We start from the raw sequence: 18,698 nt of genomic DNA, 5'->3' as shown, positions 1-18,698 counted from the left end.
AGATGTCGACTGGGAACAGTCAGCCGCAGACCGATATTTGGCAAATAGAAGCGGAAGCCCGGGAATGGTTTATGTTGCAGGGCGAGCGCGCACTGAGCGGCTCCGAAGAGATTGCGTTTGCGCAGTGGATGGAGCACCCGCACAACCGCCGCGCCTATCAGCAACTGCAGCAAATCGACCAGAGTCTCGCCGCACTCGCTGCCGGCGAAGCGGGCGCAAGCTTGCGCCAGCCGAGCGGTTTGTCAGTACTGATGGAAACGCTGCGCAGTTACTTTGGCGTAAGCCCACTAAACGGAATCGCCTTTGCCTGCACCCTGTTGCTGGCGGTGGGTATGGTTTATCTCGCGCCCTGGCAGAGCGAACCGGCCGTACAGGCCTATGCCTCCGAGCTGGCGCAGGTACGCGATGTAGTCCTTGAAGACGGTACCCGTGTGACACTTGGGGGTGACTCCGCGCTGGAAGCCGAGTTCAGTGAAGACAGTCGTCGCATAAAACTGCTGCGCGGTCAGGCATTTTTTGCGGTGAGCAAAGATCCGGAGCGGCCATTCGTGGTGCGTGCGCAGGGCGCAGAGGTGCGTGTAGTGGGTACGCGCTTCGACGTGCGTACCGGAAGCAAGCTCAATCCCGCAGTGAAGGTCACCGTGGAAGAAGGCATCGTCGATGTGGCGCGCAAAAATACCGCTGACACCGACGGCTTGTACAGCAAGGTGCGCCTCACCGCCGGCCAACAGATCAAGGTCGACGAGCATGTGATCAGCCCAATCAGTAAGGTCGATACCACCAACGTCGCCAGCTGGCGCCAAGGCAAATTCAGCTACCGCGATGCGCCGCTGTCGGAAATCGTTGCCGACGCCAACCGGTACCGCAACGACCGCATCGTTATCGGCACCCGTGAACTGGAAAGCCTGCGCGTCACCACCGCCTTTACCGCAGATCAGGCGGATACTCTGGTAGCCATGCTGGAGCAGTCACTACCGGTGCGTGTATTTAAAGAGCCCGATGGGCGCGTGGTGATCTGGCCGGGCACAGTCGAGCACTAAAGCCCGTCAAGCCGCTTGTGGATAAAAGCCCGGTATATCCCGGGCATTTTTTATGGCGCCAGCTCGCGCCAGAACATTTCTGCCGCGTTTTGGCAGATAGGCTCGATCGCTGCAGAGTCCGCGTAGATACCATCGATAATCAACCGGCTGATCCCGTGCAGCGTGCTCCAGCTCACCTGGGAAAACCGCAGCGCATCCACCTTGTCAGAAATTAGCCCCTGCTCCTTCCAGTTGCGCACATTACTCACATAGTTACGGAAACTGTTGTGGGATTCTTTGCGCAGGGAGTCCGTGGAAGTGCCGGATTCCCAGATATGCCCGCCGAACATCAGGTCATAGTACTCCGTTTGCTCGGTCGCAAACTGTACATACCCGCGCACAAAGTCGCGCATGCTCTCGGCGCTCGGTGGACGCTGCCCGTTCTCGTGCACCTCCGACAGCATCGCGTTGTAGCGGCGGAACCCCTCCTCCGCAATGGCGCACAGCAGTGCCTGCTTGTCCGCAAAGTAGTGGTAGGACGCGGTGCGTGACACGCCGATATTCAGTGCCAGCTTGCGCATGGATAGCGCCTTCTCACCCTCCTCACGAATGATACGCACAGCCTCGCTCACCAGGGCCTGACGGAGGTCCCCGTGGTGGTAACTGCCAGAGCGGCTTGAGGTACTAGATGTACTGCGAGTGGAAGATGTGGTCATGTCGCGCAATCTATCAGGCCATCTTGACACTGTCAAAACCTAGGCATATGGTAGCGATACGCATTTTGACAGTGTCAAGACGGCGCCGAGAGAGGGCGCAAAGCATGGGCCGGCCACTCACCGCTGGCTGCCCAGTCACAATAAATATCTAGAGAACCCACCCCTAATAACCGATAAGGGAGACAGGCGATGACCGATTCACGTTTAGAGCAATGGCACCAGGTGGTATTCCAGCGAGACCAGGAGCTGTTGCGGCAACTGCTGGCGGAAAACATCGAGTTCCACTCTCCCACCGTATGGAAGCCTAAGCATGGGCGCGATGTAGCCCAGTTCATCCTGATGAATGTGATCGATATTTTTCAGGGCTTCGAATACCACCGCCAGTGGGTAGACGGTAACGAGATGGCTCTGGAGTTCTCCGCCACCATAGACGGCAAAAGCATCAAAGGGATCGACCTGATCCGCTGGGATGACAATGGCCAGATTATTCACTTCGAAGTGATGGTGCGCCCGCTGAACGGTCTACAGAAACTATTTGATGAAATGAATGCACGTGTCGTAGCCGCTGGCTTCGCCTGATACGCAAACGCACAAACAGATTTTAGGTAAAACGTGATGAGCAATTCTGCTACCAGTACCGCCGCGAACAATCCTTATCCGAAAATGCTCGAGCCCCTCGACCTGGGCTTTACCACCCTACGCAACCGCGTGCTCATGGGTTCCATGCACACCGGCCTGGAAGAGGCCCCCAACGGCCACGAGCGCATGGCTGCATTTTTTGCCGAGCGCGCCCGCGGTGGCGTTGGCCTGATCGTCACCGGCGGCTTCGGCCCCAACAAGCGCGCTGCTACCCACGAGCACACTAAAATGCTGTGGAGTGAAGAAGACTGTGCAGACCACCGCATCATCACCGACGCGGTGCACAAAGAGGGCGGCAAAATCTGTATGCAGATTCTGCACACTGGCCGCTATGCGTTTAACGAAAACCCCATCGCCCCATCTTCCATCCAGGCACCGATCAATCCGTTCAAGCCGCAGGCCGCAACCGAAGACGAAATTGAAGAGCAGATTATTGATTTCGTACGCACCTCCGTACTCGCCAAAGAGAGCGGCTACGACGGTGTGGAAATCATGGGCTCCGAGGGTTACTTCCTCAACCAGTTCCTCGCCGCGCGTACCAATCAGCGCGACGACGACTGGGGCGGCAGCTACGAAAACCGCATGCGCCTGCCGGTAGAAGTGGTGCGCCGCGTGCGCGAAGCGGTAGGTGAAGACTTTATTATTATTTACCGCCTGTCCATGCTTGACCTGGTCGAGGGCGGCAGCGATTATCAAGAAATCGTCACCCTGGGTAAAGCTATCGAAAAAGCCGGTGCCACCATTATCAATACCGGTATCGGCTGGCACGAAGCGCGCATTCCCACCATCGCCACAAAGGTACCGCGCGCCGCGTTTACCTGGGTTACCGCCAAGTTCCGCGAGGAGCTGTCTGTACCGGTAATCACCTCCAACCGTATCAATACCCCGGAAGTGGCCGAAGAAGTGCTGCAACGCGGCGATGCCGACATGGTGTCCATGGCGCGCCCGTTCCTGGCAGATGCCGACTTCGTCAATAAAGCCGCAGCAAACCGCGCAGACGAAATCAACACCTGCATCGGCTGTAACCAGGCCTGTCTGGATCACGTATTCAGCATGAAGATGACCAGCTGCCTGGTTAACCCACGCGCCTGTCACGAGACCGAGCTGAACCTGCTGCCTACCAGCAACGTGAAAAAACTCGCGGTCATCGGTGCTGGCCCCGCGGGCCTCGCCTTCGCCACTTCTGCAGCAGAGTGTGGCCACGACGTTACCCTGTTTGACGCGGCCAGCGAGATCGGTGGCCAGTTCAATATCGCCAAACAAATCCCGGGTAAAGAAGAGTTCTACGAGACTCTGCGTTACTTCCAGCGTCGTATCGAAATCACCGGTGTTACCCTCAAGCTGAATTCTCCGGTAACCGCCGAGCAACTGAACAATAGTGACTTTGATGAAGTCATCGTGGCCACCGGTATTACCCCGCGCGTACCGCCTATCCCTGGTGTCGAGCATGATAAAGTACTCGGTTACCTGGACGTGCTGAAACACAAAAAACCGGTCGGCAAAAAAGTCGCGGTCATCGGTGCTGGCGGTATCGGCTTTGACGTATCCGAATACCTGACCCACGCCGGCGAAGCTACCAGCCAGAATATCCCCGCGTTTATGCGCGAGTGGGGTGTGGACATGAGCCTGCAAGCGCGTGGCGGTATCGAAGGCGTGCAGGCAGAAGTGCCCGCGTCACCGCGCGAAGTGTTCCTGCTGCAGCGCAAGGCCAGCAAAGTGGGCGGCGGCCTGGGTAAAACCACCGGCTGGATTCACCGCACCGGCCTCGCCAATAAGGGGGTGAACATGATCCCCGGTTGTGAATATGTGAAGATCGATGATGAAGGCCTGCACATCAAGGTTGGCGAAGAAACCAAGGTGCTGGATGTGGATAACGTGATTCTGTGTGCCGGCCAGGAGCCTGCACGAGCTTTGGTAGAGGGCCTGAACAAGCCGTATCACCTGATCGGTGGCGCGGATGAAGCGGCCGAGCTGGATGCCAAGCGTGCGATTGATCAGGGAATGCGCCTGGCCGCCTCTATGTAAGAGGTGCCAAAGGCCGTAACAAAAAAGCCCCCGCATTGTGCGGGGGCTTTTTTTTGTTTGAGGGGAATTAAGGAATATTGCGGTCGATGGTCAGCTTCTGCAGGTAAGCATCGCCATCGGAAACACCGTAGTAGTCATAAAACCCGGAAAACAACTGTAGCTCGTCTTTCAATACCATCACTGGAGGGATGTAAGACTGCGGCTGATACTGGCCTTCACTACGCTGCACCCACTGCGACTTAGTGGTGTAGTCGTAATGGATTACAACGTGATCGCCGTTGTAATCAGGATCGTTGTAGCGGTCGATCAACTTGATAAAAGTATTGCCGTATTCGTCGACGATAATATCCTCGGCCCATGGGTAGGATATACCGTGGTTATATGAGCTTTGTGCCTGCAGCTCCCCGTCGATACTCAGGCGGGTCACGGTGGAAGAATCATTATTGATATCGTGACTCCACCACAGGATGTCTTCCGATTTCGTCAGACCGATGCGTGAGAGGTCGGAATAGTTGACGCTCTGCACCCACTCGGTGGTGCCATCGGTTGCCAGCAGAGTTAGCTGGCTGCGGTGCGCCATCAGAACTCGACCATCGCTGGTGATCTGCAGATGGTAGCCAGCCATGCTGCTGGTTTTCGGCTGATACAGCTCAGTGATCTCTCCAGTAGTCAGGTTCAGTTTCAGCGAGAAACTTCCCGCACCCGTCATAGACCCACAAGAATCTTGACCACACGACATCAGCATGCCGACGAAATGTGCGTTATTACCTTCCACGCGTACGTCATGGGTATGCCAGGCGCCGATTTCAAATCCGAAGTCATGAGTAACTGGCTGGCTCCAGCGCGTATTGCCCTGCTGGTCGTAGTAGCGGATAACACCGTCATTACTGAACAGGATAAAGCCGTTGCCTGATACATATTGGGCGGTAACCTGAATGTGGTTTGTGCCTTCAAATGACGGCAGCGCCGAATTGGTGGTAAATGCACCGGCAGCGGAAAGCGCACCGAAGAACAGTTGGTTGTTGTCATCCATGGCAATGCTAAAGGCGGTGCTGTCAGCAACCCCAAGAGCAAGCGGAATGGGGATCCCCTTGCCCGCCAGAATGTAGCCAGCAGCCGTGGGTGCACCGGCCGTATCGGCAAACGCAATATATTGCTGCTGTACGCCAGATCCAATAGCGCCTAGCGCCCCATAGGAGAGGCCAGTCATGGCCAGCAAGCCTTCCGGGCCATCGGCAAGCAAATCGATGGTGGTGCTGCCCGCAGAGCTCAAGGTCGTTACGGCTTCCTCGGTGGTGGTCTGGGCAACCGCAACGTCGATATTCATTAGGCTGGTATTGGAGTCCAGCTCACCGTCATTGGTAACGAATGAGAGTTGGTCCGCGCCCCAGGTGCCGTAAGTAGTGGACAGGTTCATGCTGCCCAAGTCATTATCGATACTCGCCACTTCGGCCACTTGTGGCTGTTCAACAACGCTGGTGGTGAGATCGGTGCTGTCGACGTCCACAATCTGTAAATCGATCGCTTGCGTGGCACCTGCAGCCAGGTTCGCGGAAATTTGCTCGGGCACTTCCGGTGCATCATTTACCGCTGCAATGGTGAGGGCGATGGTGACTTCATCGGTTTCAAATTCGCTGTCACTGGCGGTCAGGCGAAACTCATCCGTGCCGAAGAAGTCTTTCGCGGGCTGGTAGGTAAATTCACCAGATGCAGAAATCTGCAGTTCGCCGTTTACTGGCTCTACAGTTACCGAGTAGTTCAGTTGGTCCCCATCCACGTCTTCAACCGGCAGCATCGCGGTTAACACAATGTCTTCATCCGTAGAGAAGTTGTCGCTGGTCGCGACCGGGGCATCGTTAATCGGGTTGACGGTGATGGTGACAGTCGCCGGAGAGGAGCGACGGCCATCTTCGATCGCAGTAAAGCGGAAGCTGTCTTGGCCAAAAAAATCAGCATTGGGCGTATAACTGAACCCAGTCCCACTCAGGCTCAACTGGCCATTTTCCGGCCCCTGTTGCAGCTCAAAAGACAGGGCGCCGCCGGCTTGTGCAGTACCGGAAACCTCGCCTTCGATATTCGTGTCTTCATCCAGGCTGATGCTTTGCGAAGTTGCGTTGGGGGGCGGCGGAGTACTATCGCCACCTCCACCACCACACCCAGTTAGGAATAACGGCAAGGCAATACTCGCCAGAAGCGCTGTGCGGATCTTCTGTTGTTCAATCATTATGCTTTTCTTTCTGACTGCTTTGTTTTGAATGGTCGAGCGATTATATGTAGTTTTTGCTGCCGGGGAAGGTCGACTAACGGCGGTATAGTGGGAAGGGTTTGGTGCGGGTGGGAATGTCTTGGTGTTAGTTAATTTTGATCAAGTAGCTTCAGTGTTGCGCTGTCCAGTTCACCCGAAAAATATCGAATCAAAACCTGATTAAACTGACTATTTTGACCATCGGCAGATGCAAACAGCGTCATGCTGGATTGCAATTTCATATCGTCCGGACTGCCGAATATCTGATGTGCACTGCGGCCTTTTACAGCAAGAAGGGCATCGCAACATTCACGCAAACGAGTGCCGAGAACCGGGTGGGCTAAATAGGCCTTTGCTTCAGCAAGACTTTTGATGGCGTAGTGCCGCGCAGTGGAGCTGCGGCCGAGTCCGTCGATTTGCGGGAAGATGAACCACATCCAGTGGGTGCGTTTGTTGCCGGCGCGGATTTCGGCGAGTGCGTCGGGGTAGCAGGTTGCTTGGGCGTCGAGGAAGCGCTATAGGTTGTGTGGATCGCTCATGACTGTTTCCAAGTTTCATGGGGCCTGAGTTTAGTGTAGGTGAGCCACCTTATGGTGCTCGCAGCGCGTCTGTAGTAGGGGCAGGATGGCTGCCGTCCGAATAAAGCTTCTACGAGCAGGTTGCATATTGAGATTCAAATTCTAGAACTTTTTACGTGCAGTAGATTTAGCGCACAGTCACAGTATAAGTAGCTTTTTATTTTCTATTTCTTAATTAGTTTGTGTGGGTATTGGTTAGAAATATATTGCGAAAAGGTGTTTATATTTTCGAGTGTCAAATCATTAGCGGCTAATAACTGAATTTCAGTATCGGAGTAAGTTTTATCTGAACGAAGATTTTAGGTGATACATAATGATACAAAATATTTCTATCTAATACGGTTTTTATTTGCTATTTGCTTGTAATTAGTGGCCAATTATATTGGCCACTAAGGGCTAATTCTGATTGTATTATTTCTTTTCTAAGGTTTTGATTTAGTTATAAATTTACATATTGATTTAGGTGTGTAAGTCTATTCTTGTGAAATTTTCTTGCGGTCGAGAAGAAGACTGTGTTGAGGTTGGTCGCGAAAAATTTCATATTTTTTGGCTCTTTAGATAAAAGAGCGATAGTAGTTGCGAGACAAAATAAAAAGGATCGTTATGACCGATAGTAAGTATCGCTTCCAGCTTCAGTCTGGTGAGCCGGCCAAACTCTTTCCCACACTTCCAGATTCTCGAAAAGAAGAAAAAGCGACATCTATTTTACTTGCCACTTTTACTGTAGTTCCGGATTTTGTTAAGGCTGTATTGGTTGATGCTGGAGCGCCGGTTACATCACGTTCTAAAGTTCAATGTCTTACCGAGGTTGTATTTAAAGGGAAAACTCAGAAAAAAAGTAGGCCAGATGGTCTAATCGTTGTCACGACCGGGAAGAAAGTGTGGAGTGCATTGGTAGAGTCAAAGGTCGGAAAAAACGAGCTAGATAGTGATCAGATAGAAGAATATTTGGATCTCGCGAAAGAGAATGGTGTTGATGCTGTCATAACAATATCAAATCAATTTGCTACTTTGCCAACTCATCACCCGGTTAAGATCAATAAACAAAAGCTCAGATCAATAGGTCTTTTCCATTTTTCATGGCTCTCCCTTGTTTCGAAGGCATTGTTGCTAATAGAAGGTAAAGCAGTTGATGACACTGAGCAAGCATATATCCTACAGGAGCTAATTCGCTATTTGCGCAATGAGTCGTCCGGTATTCAATCTGGTATGACCATGGGTGCGCAATGGAAAGACGTTTGTGCGAAAGTTTTACAGGGCGTTTCCCTAACAAAGTCTGGAAATGAAGAAATTTCTGCGCTTTCTAGCTGGCATCAATTGCAGAGATATTTGTGTATTCAATTGAGTATGGCTGTCAATAAGCCCGTCAAACAATATCTGCGTAGTAAGCATGCGAAAGATGCTTCTATTCATTTTCAGGATGAGCTTCAAGGCTTTATCAAAGATGCTTGTCTTTCCTCAGACTTCGTAGTCCCTAATACGGCAGGAAAAATTAGTCTAAAGGCTGACTTTCAGCGAAAGACAATTTCAGTAAGCATGAAACTCGATGCCCCTAAGGATAGACAGCGCTCTACAGCTTCGATCAACTGGCTTTTAAAGCAGTTAAAATCAACTAAAAACGATGAGTTAAATGTACGTGCTTATTGGCCCAACCGAGTCCCAATGACATCTCAGCCTCTATCGGTATTGAGAGAGGACCCGGAAGCGTTAATTCCGCCTAACGTAAAAGAAATACCGGTTGCCTTTGAGCTCTCTCAGATTGTTGATTTGGGGGCAAAATTTAAGAGCACTAAGAATTTTGTTATTGCGAGCGAGTTCGAGTTGAGTAGCTTTTACACTGATGTAATGCAGAATATTACAAAGTGGGCACCTAAGCCGCCGAAGTTAAAGGAAAAAAAAGATATATCCTCTTTGTCCCCGAAGGATGAATTCTCGGTGACTGAAAGCGATAAAGATCACACTAGTAATCTGAGTGCTGTATCTTCGCCTGTCAACGAGCAAATTTTAGAGGAAGGGGTTGTGTAGGCTATTGAGGTGCTGAGCAAGGGGGTCTTGAGACGGAAGAGTCGCAATGGCCTTTGAGTTATTACGACCCTAGCGGGGTGTACGCCCGCCTTTCAGGCTTGGGCCGTTCGGGAAGCTTCGCTGGTTAGTCGCGCTGGGGCGCTCGTTGCAAATCGCTGGCGCGATTAGTCGAACGACATCGGTGGTTCTCAACCGCCCCTCGAAACCATACAAAAAAGGCCGCACCCTTTCGGGAGCGGCCTTTTTTGTATGGTGCCCAGAGGCGGAATCGAACCACCGACACGGGGATTTTCAATCCCCTGCTCTACCGACTGAGCTATCTGGGCAATGCTGTTTCGGGGTTGTCCCCGGCAGCGAGGCGCGTATTAAACCTGCTCTTCCGGGGGGAGTCAACCCCTTGATTGATAAATAGTTTTTTCAGTTTGTAAGTGGTTGCTTACTTGTCGCCGTCTTGCTCGGGAACGAAGCCTTCGGCGTCGTCGTAGTCTTCACCGGCGAAGAATTTGCCCATCTGCTCGGCCAGGTAGGCGCGGGAGGACGGTTCCATCATGTTGAGGCGCTTTTCGTTGATCAGCATGGTCTGGTGGGCCATCCACTCGCCCCAGGCTTTCTTGGAGACGTTGTCGTAGATGTCCTGCCCCTTGGGGCCCGGGAAGGGCGGGTTGGGGAGGCCTTCGAGTTCTTCCTGGTATTTGCGGCAGAAGACGGTGCGAGACATGGTTTCTCCTAACAGGGTGCCAATAGTGGGGCGCGCATGGCCGTTAATTGTTTGACCAGCTTGGCGATGGGCGCCGGCAGGCCGAGATCCTGTCCGGATCGGGGCCGGTCGAGCTGGCGCAGTTTATACCAGCCGCTGGCTCCTTCCGCTACCTGATCGGGCTTGCGCGGCAGACTTATCCACACCGGGTGGATATCCAGGTGGAAGTGGCTGAAGGTGTGGCGCATGGGTGGCAGGGCCTGCAGCTCGCTGGCGTCCAGGTCCTGTGCCGCCAGCCATTCCTGCGCGCTGGCTTCACCACCGTCGTCCCCCTCCAGCTCTGGCGGTATCCACAGGCCACCCCAGATGCCGCTGGCGGGGCGCTGTTCCAGGTACAGCTCGCCGTCGTGTTCGATCAGCAACAGGGTAGTCTGGCGTACCGGCTTTTCCTTCTTGGGCTTTTTGCCCGGGTAATCGGTGGGGTTGCCCTGGGCGTGGGCCACGCAGTGCTTGGCAAAGGGGCAGCGCTCGCAGGCGGGCTTGGAACGGGTGCACAGGGTGGCGCCCAGGTCCATCATCGCCTGAGTGTAGTCGCCGGTGCGCTTGGCCGGGGTGTACTGCTCGGCGATCTCCCACAGGCCCTTGGCCACGGCGGTCTGCCCGGGCCAGCCCTCCAACGCGTGCATACGCGCCAGTACCCGTTTGACGTTGCCGTCGAGAATCGCCGCTTCCAGCCCCATGCTGATACTGGCGATGGCGCCGGCAGTGGAGCGGCCGATGCCGGGCAGTTCGGCGAGGGCCTCGACGCTGCGGGGGAATTCGCCATTGTGTTCGTTGACCACGGTCTGCGCGCATTTGTGCAGGTTGCGCGCGCGGGCGTAGTAACCGAGGCCGCTCCAGTGGGCCAGCACCTGATCCTGGCTGGCGGCGGCGAGGGCTTCCACCGTGGGGAAGGACTCCATAAACCGCTGGTAGTAGGGAATAACCGCCACTACCTGAGTCTGCTGCAGCATGATCTCCGATACCCACACCCGGTAGGTGTTGATGTCCTGCTGCCACGGCAGGTCGTGACGGCCGTGCTGGTCGAACCACTTGAGCAGGGTGCGCTGGAACTGGCTCGGGGAAATGGTTGCGGACGCGGAATTGGGCATGGGTTCGGTATTGGGGGCTAGTTACCTCGGGTGGGTGGAGTGTATCAGAGGTCCCGTTGCCAGCTGCAGCGGTTTCAGACGCAAGCTGCGTAACTGCTGAGTCATGTATTTTACGGGCCGCGCTCTGCTGGCCAGCCCCGGGAGCGTTTCTGTGAATAAATTCACAACAAAAATGTAAACTCGATTACCCGCAAGGTAACACACTGTCACATTCGAGCCGTTTTCCGGGGCGCGCCCACTCTTCCCTCCTCGCTTGTGGTTAATTAACCGGGTAACCGTACTGCCGGACAAATTGCTTGTCCGGTTATTCCGATAAAAATAACCACCTTCGGGGAACACTTATGCAAATAGGGAAACTCTTCTCGCGCATTTCCTGGTTGGCGGCGTTTGTCGCAGCGCTTGCGCTGTCGACCACCGCGCATGCCATGAAACTCAAAAACCAGAACCTCAAGGAGCTCGTCGTTGCATCCGACAGCATCCTTATGGGTAACGTCACCAAAGTAACCGACGGCTTCCAGGACGGTCTCCCGTTCACCGAAGTCACCATTCGCGTTGGTAGCGATGCAAAAAAGAAAGTTGCAGAAGACAGCGAATACACCTTTCGCCAGTTTGGTTTGTTGAAGCCGCGCTCCATGGGTAATGGCAAGGTTTACCTCGGTGTTACCCCGGAAGGTTTCGCCAAGTGGAATGAAGGCGAACAAGTTGTGGCCTTCATGTACAAAAAAGCCGGCGTGACCGGTTTCCAGACCACCGCAGGTATGGCACAGGGTAAATTCGTAATTACCGAAGACAAAGCGGCGAACGCGTTCAACAACTTTGGCTTGTTCAACGATATGGACACCGCGGGCATGACGCCAGAAGAGCAGAATATGCTTACCAACCCGGGCGCTGTCAGCTCCGCTGTATTCGTTGGTTACGTGGGCAAACTGGTAGAGGAGACGAAGTAATGAAATTGCAAAAACTGAATCTCGCTATCGGCCTCGCGGTTATTGCGGCAGGCGCTCAGGCTGGCGGCCCGCTCTACATTCACGAACCGACCATGCAGCCGTACAAGTGGGATACCAGCAAGGGTGATATCCCCGTATACACCGACGGCGGCCCGATGACGCCGACCAAAGATGGCGGCGAAGCCCAGGCCTTTACCGTGGACTACGACGGTACCGTGTTCCTGAGTATCGACCAGGCCAATGCGATTACCGCCAAAGCCGTTGCCGAATGGTCCAACGTAGAAACATCAACCCTGCGCATGAGCATCCAGGGCACCATCGAAGAGCAGACCGGTATTGCCGACGTTAACGAAACCAATGTTGGCCAGATTTACGCCACAGAAAACGGCTACGGTTTCTGGGTGAATTACGATACCGACGGACAAATCCTCGAGCAGTATTTCGGTGTGCCGAAAAGTGCCGTACTGGGTATCGCTTTCCCGGAATGGGCCGACGAAGAGACCGGTGAAATTACCGAAGCCACCGCGCTGATGAACGGCTGGTTTGTCGACGTTAACGATACCAATGGTGAAATGGTCGCGGGCGTGTTCACCCACGAATTTGGCCACGCGATTAATATGTCGCACTCGCAGGCCAATGGACATTTCAGCTACATGGCCGCCGGCTACCGTCCTTACTACGATGGTGTGCCGGGTTGTAGCAACGTCAATCGGTATACCGGTTTCCCGACGCCGGCAGCCGACACCATTGAAACCATGTTCCCGTTCATTAATGTGCGCGGCGAACAGGGTCGCCAGCAGGCGATGATCAGCGTGCGCGACGACATCGTAAATATTTCGGACCTGTATCCAACCGATGCCTACAGAACTCAGTACGGTTCCATCACCGGTACCCTGTACCTGAAGGACGGCTCCACCGAGTACTCCGGTATCAACATGGTTGCGCGTAACCTCGATGACCCGATGTACGACGTCATTACCCAGCAGTCCGGTAACCAGACTCAGGGCCTGGTTGGTCCGGATGGCACGTTCACCATCAATGGCTTGCAGCCGGGTGCGCGTTACGTGCTGTATACCGACACCATCAAGGCGGGCGGCTACCCCACGCGCCAGACCGCAATCGTTTCCGAAGCGGAATACTGGAACGAAGGTGAGAGCAGTAACCCTGCGCTCGATGCTGCCTGTGATGTGACGCCGATCGTACTGCAGGCTGGCGAGTCCAAGCAGGTCGAGATGTACTTCAACGGCTATGAAGATGGTATCCAGTACACGCCACTAGTCGAAGCGTTCGTCACCGATATGGCCAAAAACGGCCAGCGCTCGTTGGGTACTGCGGGCGGCGGTACTCCGTTTATTTACGACGCGGTGCAGGAAAGCTTCGAGCTGCATCCCGAAGTGAGCCTGAGTTCCAGTGGCGGCCAGATGAACAAAAATGCCACCAAGGCGGCAGTGACTGCGGACCTGGACGGCAACGGCATTAAAAACCCGGCGATCTGGAATCTGCGTAGCCATCACCTGACGCCGATGCAGGACCTCACCGGTGACAGCTGTGGTGGTTCCGGCAGCGCTGGTGTGCAGAGCGCGACCGTGTGGGATATGGACGACACTGGTGACACCATTGTTGGTCTGGCCTACAAAGATGTCGATGGGGATGGTTCCTGTCAGCGCAGTGGTGCCGGTGAAATTGTTCCGGTGAAGTGGAACAAGCACGGGGAAATCGAAGAGCTGTCTTACGATCTACCGGGCTACGTGCAGTGGGTTCGCGCCGATCGCATTTCCGGTTCCGGCGACGTGATTACCGGTTCCAGCACCTACAAGCAGGTTGCCTGGATCGATGGCCAGTTCCGCGATCTGTTCACCGAGTTTGGTGCCCGCAACTCAACCGCCATGAACCATGACGGTAGTGTTGTTGCGCTGGATACAGACACCGGCGTCAAACTGTGGAACACCAAGACCGATGCGCTGGAAGATATTGGTGGCCTGACCTGGTGTGAGGATATGGACTACAACCATTTCTTCCTCGGCAACCTGTGCACCAACCCGAGTTTCGGGCCTGAGTTTGTCCAGAGCTACTTCGGCCCGATCCGTGTAATGCCCACCGATATGAACGAAGACGGTACCGTACTGGTTGGCCGCGCCGGTTCCTTCTTCACCGGTTTTATCGGCGCGGTTTACCTGAAGGACGTCGGCTGGATCAATACCCGTGACTTCTTCAACAAGCAGGGTGTGGTGGAAGCTTCCCAGTGGCCGGCGGACAACCCGCTCGCGCTGAGTGGCAAGGGTGACCAGATGATGGCTAACCTGGCTGGCGCGACCATCACCTTCGCTGTGGATATGGAAACTGCCTTCGTGTGTGACGGCGGTGAAGACCGCGAAGTGAAGTTCCCCAATCAGCTGATTGCTGAAATAAAGGACGGCGCAGAGTTTGGTCGCTGCGCGCACCTGAACGACTAAGTTTCAGGTAGCTCCAAAATAAAAAGCCCGCCTTATGGCGGGCTTTTTTTGTTTGTGCAGAAACATACCGTTTGTTGCGTTTATCAGGCGTCTAACTGGCATCTATCCCGCAACTATCCAGCATCGAGAGTTTCGATAATTAAATCCCGAAGCCACTGATGCGCCGGGTCCTGCTCCGCATTTTTGTGCCACAGCAAACAGGACTCGATTTTGGGCACCGGGAAGGGCAGGTCAAAGCAGTCCACGTTGTAGCGGCTGGCAAAGCTGCTGGGGGCGCTGAGGGCTAGGTTGGAAGTTTCCACAATCATTGGCGCGATGCGATAGTGCTGGGCGCGCAGGGTGATCTTGCGGCGGCGGCCGAGCTTGTTCAATTGCAGGTCCACCAGTCCCGGGCCGGAGCGGCGGCTGGAAATGTGGATGTGTTGTAGTGCCAAGTAATCGTCCAGCGTCAGGGTGTCGGTTATCTGAGGGTGGTCGCGGCGCAGCATACACACGAAGTGGTCCTTGCCCAGGGGGTGCTGCTGCAACTGGGTATTGCCCATGATGGGCACGTCGATGGCGAAGTCCAGGCTGTGGCTGGCCAGTTCCCGCTCCAGCTGTTCCCGCGGCACATTGTAAGACTCCACCTGCATATTCGGCGCCGCCTGTTGCAGCCTCTCTACCAGGGCCGGCAACAACATGGTCTCGGTGAGGTCGTTCATACTGAGGCGGATGGTCTTCTCCGCACTGGCCGGGTCGAAGGTGACATTGGAGGTGGCGCTCTGGTGCAGCTGCTGCAGCCCGCTCTTCACCTGCGCGATGATCGCCTCGGTAAACACCGTGGGCTGCATACCCTGCGGCGTGCGCACAAACAGCTCGTCGTTCAGTGCCTCTCGGGCGCGGCCCAGCGCGTTACTCACCGCCGGCTGGGTCAGGTGCAGCTGTTCTGCGGCACGGGTCAGGTTGCGTTCCCGGTAGATGGTGTCGATCACCACGAACAGGTTCAGGTCGATGCGGTGGGGGTTCATATCTCGTGTACGTACGCTGGCGGTATGCGTTCTGCCTATAACCGATGTGAATGTCGGCTTATCAGAACAATTGATTTTAATGATTAAAATCCCTGCGCTACATTGCGTCAATGGCATTCATCGATTGACGGGCGACTGGAGGCTCCGGTGGCAGAATTTTTTACTGTACGGCATGGGCAGGCATCGCTTGGCAGCGACAACTACGACCAGCTTTCCCCGCTGGGAGAGCAGCAGTCCCGCTGGCTGGGTGAGCACTTTCTCCGCCAGGGCACCGGCTTCGACCGCATCCTGTGTGGCGACCTATTGCGCCACCGGCAAACCGCCGAGGCTATCTGTGCGGGGATGCAAGGTGGGCCAGGCGAGGATCTGCAAACGCCGGCACTGGAAAGCTTCCCAGAGCTGAATGAATTTCAGTTCAAGCAGGTGATGGGTGCCTTTATACGCAAGCACCCGGAGCGGCGCCCGCAGGACGGCGCCGATGCCCGTGTCTTTTTCCGTGTGTTGAAGGATGCGATGCACGCGTGGATCGATGGCGAGATCCAGGTCGAGGAAAGCTGGGCCGCATTCGAGCAGCGTGTGCAACGGGGCATGGACATTATTGCCGAGGCCGATGGCCGCACACTGGTGGTCAGCTCCGGCGGTACCATCTCCATGCTCACCCGACTGGTGTTGAGCGCGCCTTCGCAAACGGTGGTGCAGCTCAATATGCAGACTCGCAATACTTCCCTCAGCCGTTTTTTCTTTCAGGCACAGCGCGGCCGTGATTCGGTCAGCCTGCACTCCTTTAACCATACACCGCACCTGGAGCACCCCGAGCGCCAGGACGCCATAACTTACGCATAACACGAGGCGACGCACCATGGACTTTGATTATTCCGACAAGGTAAAGGAGCTGCAGGCGCGGGTGCAGCAGTTTATGGAAGAGCATATCTACCCGGCGGAAACTCTGTACGAACAGCAGGTGCAGGAACACCGCTGGGATACACCGCCGGTGATGCAGGAGCTGAAAAAGAAAGCCAAGGCCGCCGAGTTGTGGAACCTGTTTTTACCCGAGTCTGAACACGGCGCGGGCCTTTCCAATCTGGAATATGCGCCGCTGGCGGAACTGATGGGGCGCTCGCTGATCGCTTCGGAAGCGTTTAACTGCAGCGCGCCGGATACCGGCAATATGGAAGTGCTCGCACGTTACGGTACCGAGGAGCAAAAAGCCCAGTGGCTAGCGCCGCTGTTAAATGGCGATATCCGCTCGGCGTTCGCCATGACTGAGCCCAAGGTTGCCTCGAGCGACGCCACGAATATCGAAACCTCGATTGTGCGCGATGGTGATGACTACATAATCAATGGTCACAAGTTTTATATTAGCGGTGCATCTAACCAGCACTGCAAAATTCTGATCGTGATGGGCAAAACCGATGCGGAAAATCCGGATCGTTATCGCCAGCAGTCCATGATCCTGGTGCCCATGGATACTCCCGGGGTGGAAGTGATTCGCCCCATGCAGGTGTTCGGTTTCGACGATGCGCCGGAAGGTCACGCGGAAATTAAATTCAACAACGTGCGGGTGCCCGCGGCTAATATGCTGCTGGGTGAAGGCCGCGGTTTTGAAATTGCCCAGGGGCGCTTGGGGCCGGGCCGGATTCATCACTGTATGCGTCTGATTGGCGTGGCGCAGCGCGCGCTGGAGACTATGGCCAAGCGGGCTAGCGAGCGCGAGGTATTTGGCCGGGTGATGGCGCGGCACGGTGGTGTGCGTGAGGTGTTGGCGAAAAGCCAGTGTGAGATCGAGCAGGCGCGCCTGCTGACCCTGAAGGCCGCCGACCGAATGGATAAGGTAGGTAACAAAGGCGCAAAGGATTTGATCGCAATGATCAAAATCGTCGCGCCGCAAATGGCCTGCAACGTCCTCGACCGCGCGATCCAAATTCACGGTGCGGCCGGCCTGGGGCAGGACTTCTTTCTGGCGCGGGGTTATGCCTACGCGCGGATTATCCGGCTCGCCGATGGCCCCGATGAGGTGCATATGATGCAACTGGGGCGGGGCATTGCTGCCGCCTATAGCGCGTAGTGGGGAGGGGATATTGTGAGTGATACAAAAAAAACCATTGAGCAGTTAGACGAAGCGCTATTGGCAGAGTATCTCGCCGAACATATTGATGGCTTCAGCGGGCCGGTAACAGCGAGCAAATTTTCCGGTGGCCAGTCGAACCCGACGTTCAAACTGGAAACCCCCGAGCGCACCTATGTACTGCGCCGCCAGCCCCCGGGCAAACTGTTGAAAAGCGCCCACGCGGTAGACCGTGAATATCGGGTAATTAAGGCGCTGGCAAACACCGCCGTACCGGTGCCAGAAGTTTTCCACCTGTGCGAAGACCGCGATGTGATCGGCTCCATGTTCTATGTGATGTCGCACATGGAGGGGCGCATTTTCTGGGATGCCCAGTTGCAGGAGGTGGATAACACTGCGCGCACCGCAATGTACCGGGAAATGAACCGGGTGCTGGCAGAATTGCACAGTGTGGAGGTTGCAGCGGCGGGTCTCGCCGATTATGGCAAGCCCGGTAACTACTTCGCACGCCAGTACGACCGCTGGTGCAGCCAGTATCGCGCATCCGAGATCAATAAAATCGAAGCCATGGAGAAGCTGATTGGCTGGCTTGGCGAGGCGCAGCCGGCAGATGATGGCCGCGTGTCCCTGGTGCACGGGGATTACCGCCTCGACAATATGGTATTCGCCCCGCAGGAGCCGAAAGTCATTGCGGTACTGGACTGGGAGTTATCCACACTCGGCCACCCGTTTGCCGACCTTGCCTACCAGTGCATGCAGCTGCGCATGCCCGGTGGTACCGGAACCATCTCCGGCCTGATGGGAGTGGATCGCGCGGCGCTGGGTATTCCAGAAGAGCAGGAGTATGTAGCGATGTACTGCGAGCGCATGGGTATCGAGCGCATCGAGTACTGGACCTATTATCTGGCGTTCAGCTTTTTCCGTTTGGCGGCGATTGCCCAGGGTGTGGCGAAGCGCGCGCAGAGCGGCAATGCGTCCAGCAAGGAGGCGGCAAAGGTGGGTGCCTTTGTAGAGCCGCTGGCGATGCTGGCGCTGGATATTATTCAGAAGGAAGGCTAGGCAAGGAAATTAGTAAAAGAAGGCAGCAACAACGGTTAATAAAAAACGGGGCTCTAGGCCCCGTTTTTTTAT

The 18,698-nt window shown here is 55.3% G+C and carries 15 protein-coding genes and 1 tRNA gene; 9 read left to right on the top strand and 7 right to left on the bottom strand.

What is annotated here, in order from left to right:
* The first annotated feature begins 2 nt into the window (after positions 1–2).
* The gene (locus Mag101_RS16500) at positions 3–1,040 is read left to right on the top strand and encodes a FecR family protein (protein WP_198040018.1); all 1,038 of its coding nucleotides are present in this window, start codon (positions 3–5) and stop codon (positions 1,038–1,040) included.
* A 50-nt stretch (positions 1,041–1,090) separates the two neighbouring features.
* On the opposite strand, the gene Mag101_RS16495 is transcribed toward Mag101_RS16500, so the two are convergent.
* Positions 1,091–1,735 (bottom strand): TetR/AcrR family transcriptional regulator, encoded by a 645-nt coding sequence (locus Mag101_RS16495; protein WP_232325064.1) that lies wholly within the window; start codon positions 1,733–1,735, stop codon positions 1,091–1,093.
* A 189-nt stretch (positions 1,736–1,924) separates the two neighbouring features.
* Here Mag101_RS16495 and Mag101_RS16490 point away from each other — a divergent pair, with 189 nt between their 5' ends.
* Entirely contained in the window at positions 1,925–2,314 is a 390-nt protein-coding gene (locus Mag101_RS16490; RefSeq protein WP_077407518.1) for a nuclear transport factor 2 family protein, read from the top strand.
* A gap of 36 nt (positions 2,315–2,350) precedes the next feature.
* Positions 2,351–4,399, top strand: coding sequence for an NADPH-dependent 2,4-dienoyl-CoA reductase (locus Mag101_RS16485; protein ID WP_077407516.1), 2,049 nt, complete (start codon positions 2,351–2,353; stop codon positions 4,397–4,399).
* Between the two features lie 67 nt (positions 4,400–4,466).
* On the opposite strand, the gene Mag101_RS16480 is transcribed toward Mag101_RS16485, so the two are convergent.
* Together Mag101_RS16480 and Mag101_RS16475 are read right to left on the bottom strand one after the other, a co-directional pair.
* The gene (locus Mag101_RS16480) at positions 4,467–6,623 is read right to left on the bottom strand and encodes a cadherin-like domain-containing protein (protein ID WP_077407514.1); all 2,157 of its coding nucleotides are present in this window, start codon (positions 6,621–6,623) and stop codon (positions 4,467–4,469) included.
* 131 nt (positions 6,624–6,754) lie between these two features.
* Positions 6,755–7,111 (bottom strand): DUF1810 domain-containing protein, encoded by a 357-nt coding sequence (locus Mag101_RS16475; protein WP_232325225.1) that lies wholly within the window; start codon positions 7,109–7,111, stop codon positions 6,755–6,757.
* A 714-nt stretch (positions 7,112–7,825) separates the two neighbouring features.
* On the opposite strand from Mag101_RS16475, the gene Mag101_RS16470 reads away from it, so the two are divergent.
* On the top strand, positions 7,826–9,247 hold the full coding sequence (locus Mag101_RS16470) for a hypothetical protein (protein ID WP_077407512.1): 1,422 nt from the start codon (positions 7,826–7,828) through the stop codon (positions 9,245–9,247).
* A 250-nt stretch (positions 9,248–9,497) separates the two neighbouring features.
* Here Mag101_RS16470 and Mag101_RS16465 read toward each other — a convergent pair.
* The 3 genes from Mag101_RS16465 to mutY all read right to left on the bottom strand — a co-directional run bounded on the left by Mag101_RS16465 (position 9,498) and on the right by mutY (position 11,095).
* A tRNA-Phe gene (locus Mag101_RS16465) sits at positions 9,498–9,573 on the bottom strand.
* Between the two features lie 110 nt (positions 9,574–9,683).
* Positions 9,684–9,965 carry an oxidative damage protection protein gene (locus Mag101_RS16460; RefSeq protein ID WP_010133137.1) on the bottom strand — a complete coding sequence of 94 codons (282 nt, stop codon included), beginning with the start codon at positions 9,963–9,965 and terminating at the stop codon, positions 9,684–9,686.
* An 8-nt stretch (positions 9,966–9,973) separates the two neighbouring features.
* Positions 9,974–11,095, bottom strand: coding sequence for an A/G-specific adenine glycosylase (mutY, locus tag Mag101_RS16455; RefSeq protein ID WP_077407510.1), 1,122 nt, complete (start codon positions 11,093–11,095; stop codon positions 9,974–9,976).
* A 341-nt stretch (positions 11,096–11,436) separates the two neighbouring features.
* On the opposite strand from mutY, the gene Mag101_RS16450 reads away from it, so the two are divergent.
* Both Mag101_RS16450 and Mag101_RS16445 read left to right on the top strand, forming a co-directional pair.
* Entirely contained in the window at positions 11,437–12,042 is a 606-nt protein-coding gene (locus Mag101_RS16450) for a hypothetical protein (protein ID WP_077407508.1), read from the top strand.
* A complete protein-coding gene (locus Mag101_RS16445; protein ID WP_077407506.1) occupies positions 12,042–14,495 on the top strand; it encodes a hypothetical protein in 2,454 nt (817 codons plus the stop codon). The genes Mag101_RS16450 and Mag101_RS16445 overlap by 1 nt, the downstream gene beginning before the upstream one ends.
* Before the next feature lie 113 nt (positions 14,496–14,608).
* Here the strand turns inward: Mag101_RS16445 and Mag101_RS16440 are convergent, their stop codons facing one another.
* Complete coding sequence (locus Mag101_RS16440; RefSeq protein WP_077407504.1) at positions 14,609–15,502, bottom strand: LysR family transcriptional regulator; 894 nt, start codon at positions 15,500–15,502, stop codon at positions 14,609–14,611.
* Positions 15,503–15,649: 147 nt separating this feature from the next.
* Here Mag101_RS16440 and Mag101_RS16435 point away from each other — a divergent pair, with 147 nt between their 5' ends.
* The 3 genes from Mag101_RS16435 to Mag101_RS16425 are packed head-to-tail and all read left to right on the top strand — an operon-like array spanning position 15,650 to position 18,626.
* The gene (locus tag Mag101_RS16435) at positions 15,650–16,345 is read left to right on the top strand and encodes a histidine phosphatase family protein (protein ID WP_198040017.1); all 696 of its coding nucleotides are present in this window, start codon (positions 15,650–15,652) and stop codon (positions 16,343–16,345) included.
* 16 nt (positions 16,346–16,361) lie between these two features.
* The gene (locus Mag101_RS16430; protein WP_077407500.1) at positions 16,362–17,567 is read left to right on the top strand and encodes an acyl-CoA dehydrogenase family protein; all 1,206 of its coding nucleotides are present in this window, start codon (positions 16,362–16,364) and stop codon (positions 17,565–17,567) included.
* 15 nt (positions 17,568–17,582) lie between these two features.
* Positions 17,583–18,626 carry a phosphotransferase gene (locus Mag101_RS16425; protein WP_077407498.1) on the top strand — a complete coding sequence of 348 codons (1,044 nt, stop codon included), beginning with the start codon at positions 17,583–17,585 and terminating at the stop codon, positions 18,624–18,626.
* Positions 18,627–18,698 lie beyond the last annotated feature (72 nt).

The organism is Microbulbifer agarilyticus (assembly GCF_001999945.1).
Lineage (GTDB): Bacteria > Pseudomonadota > Gammaproteobacteria > Pseudomonadales > Cellvibrionaceae > Microbulbifer > Microbulbifer agarilyticus_A.
This window is presented reverse-complemented; position numbering and strand designations above follow the sequence as displayed.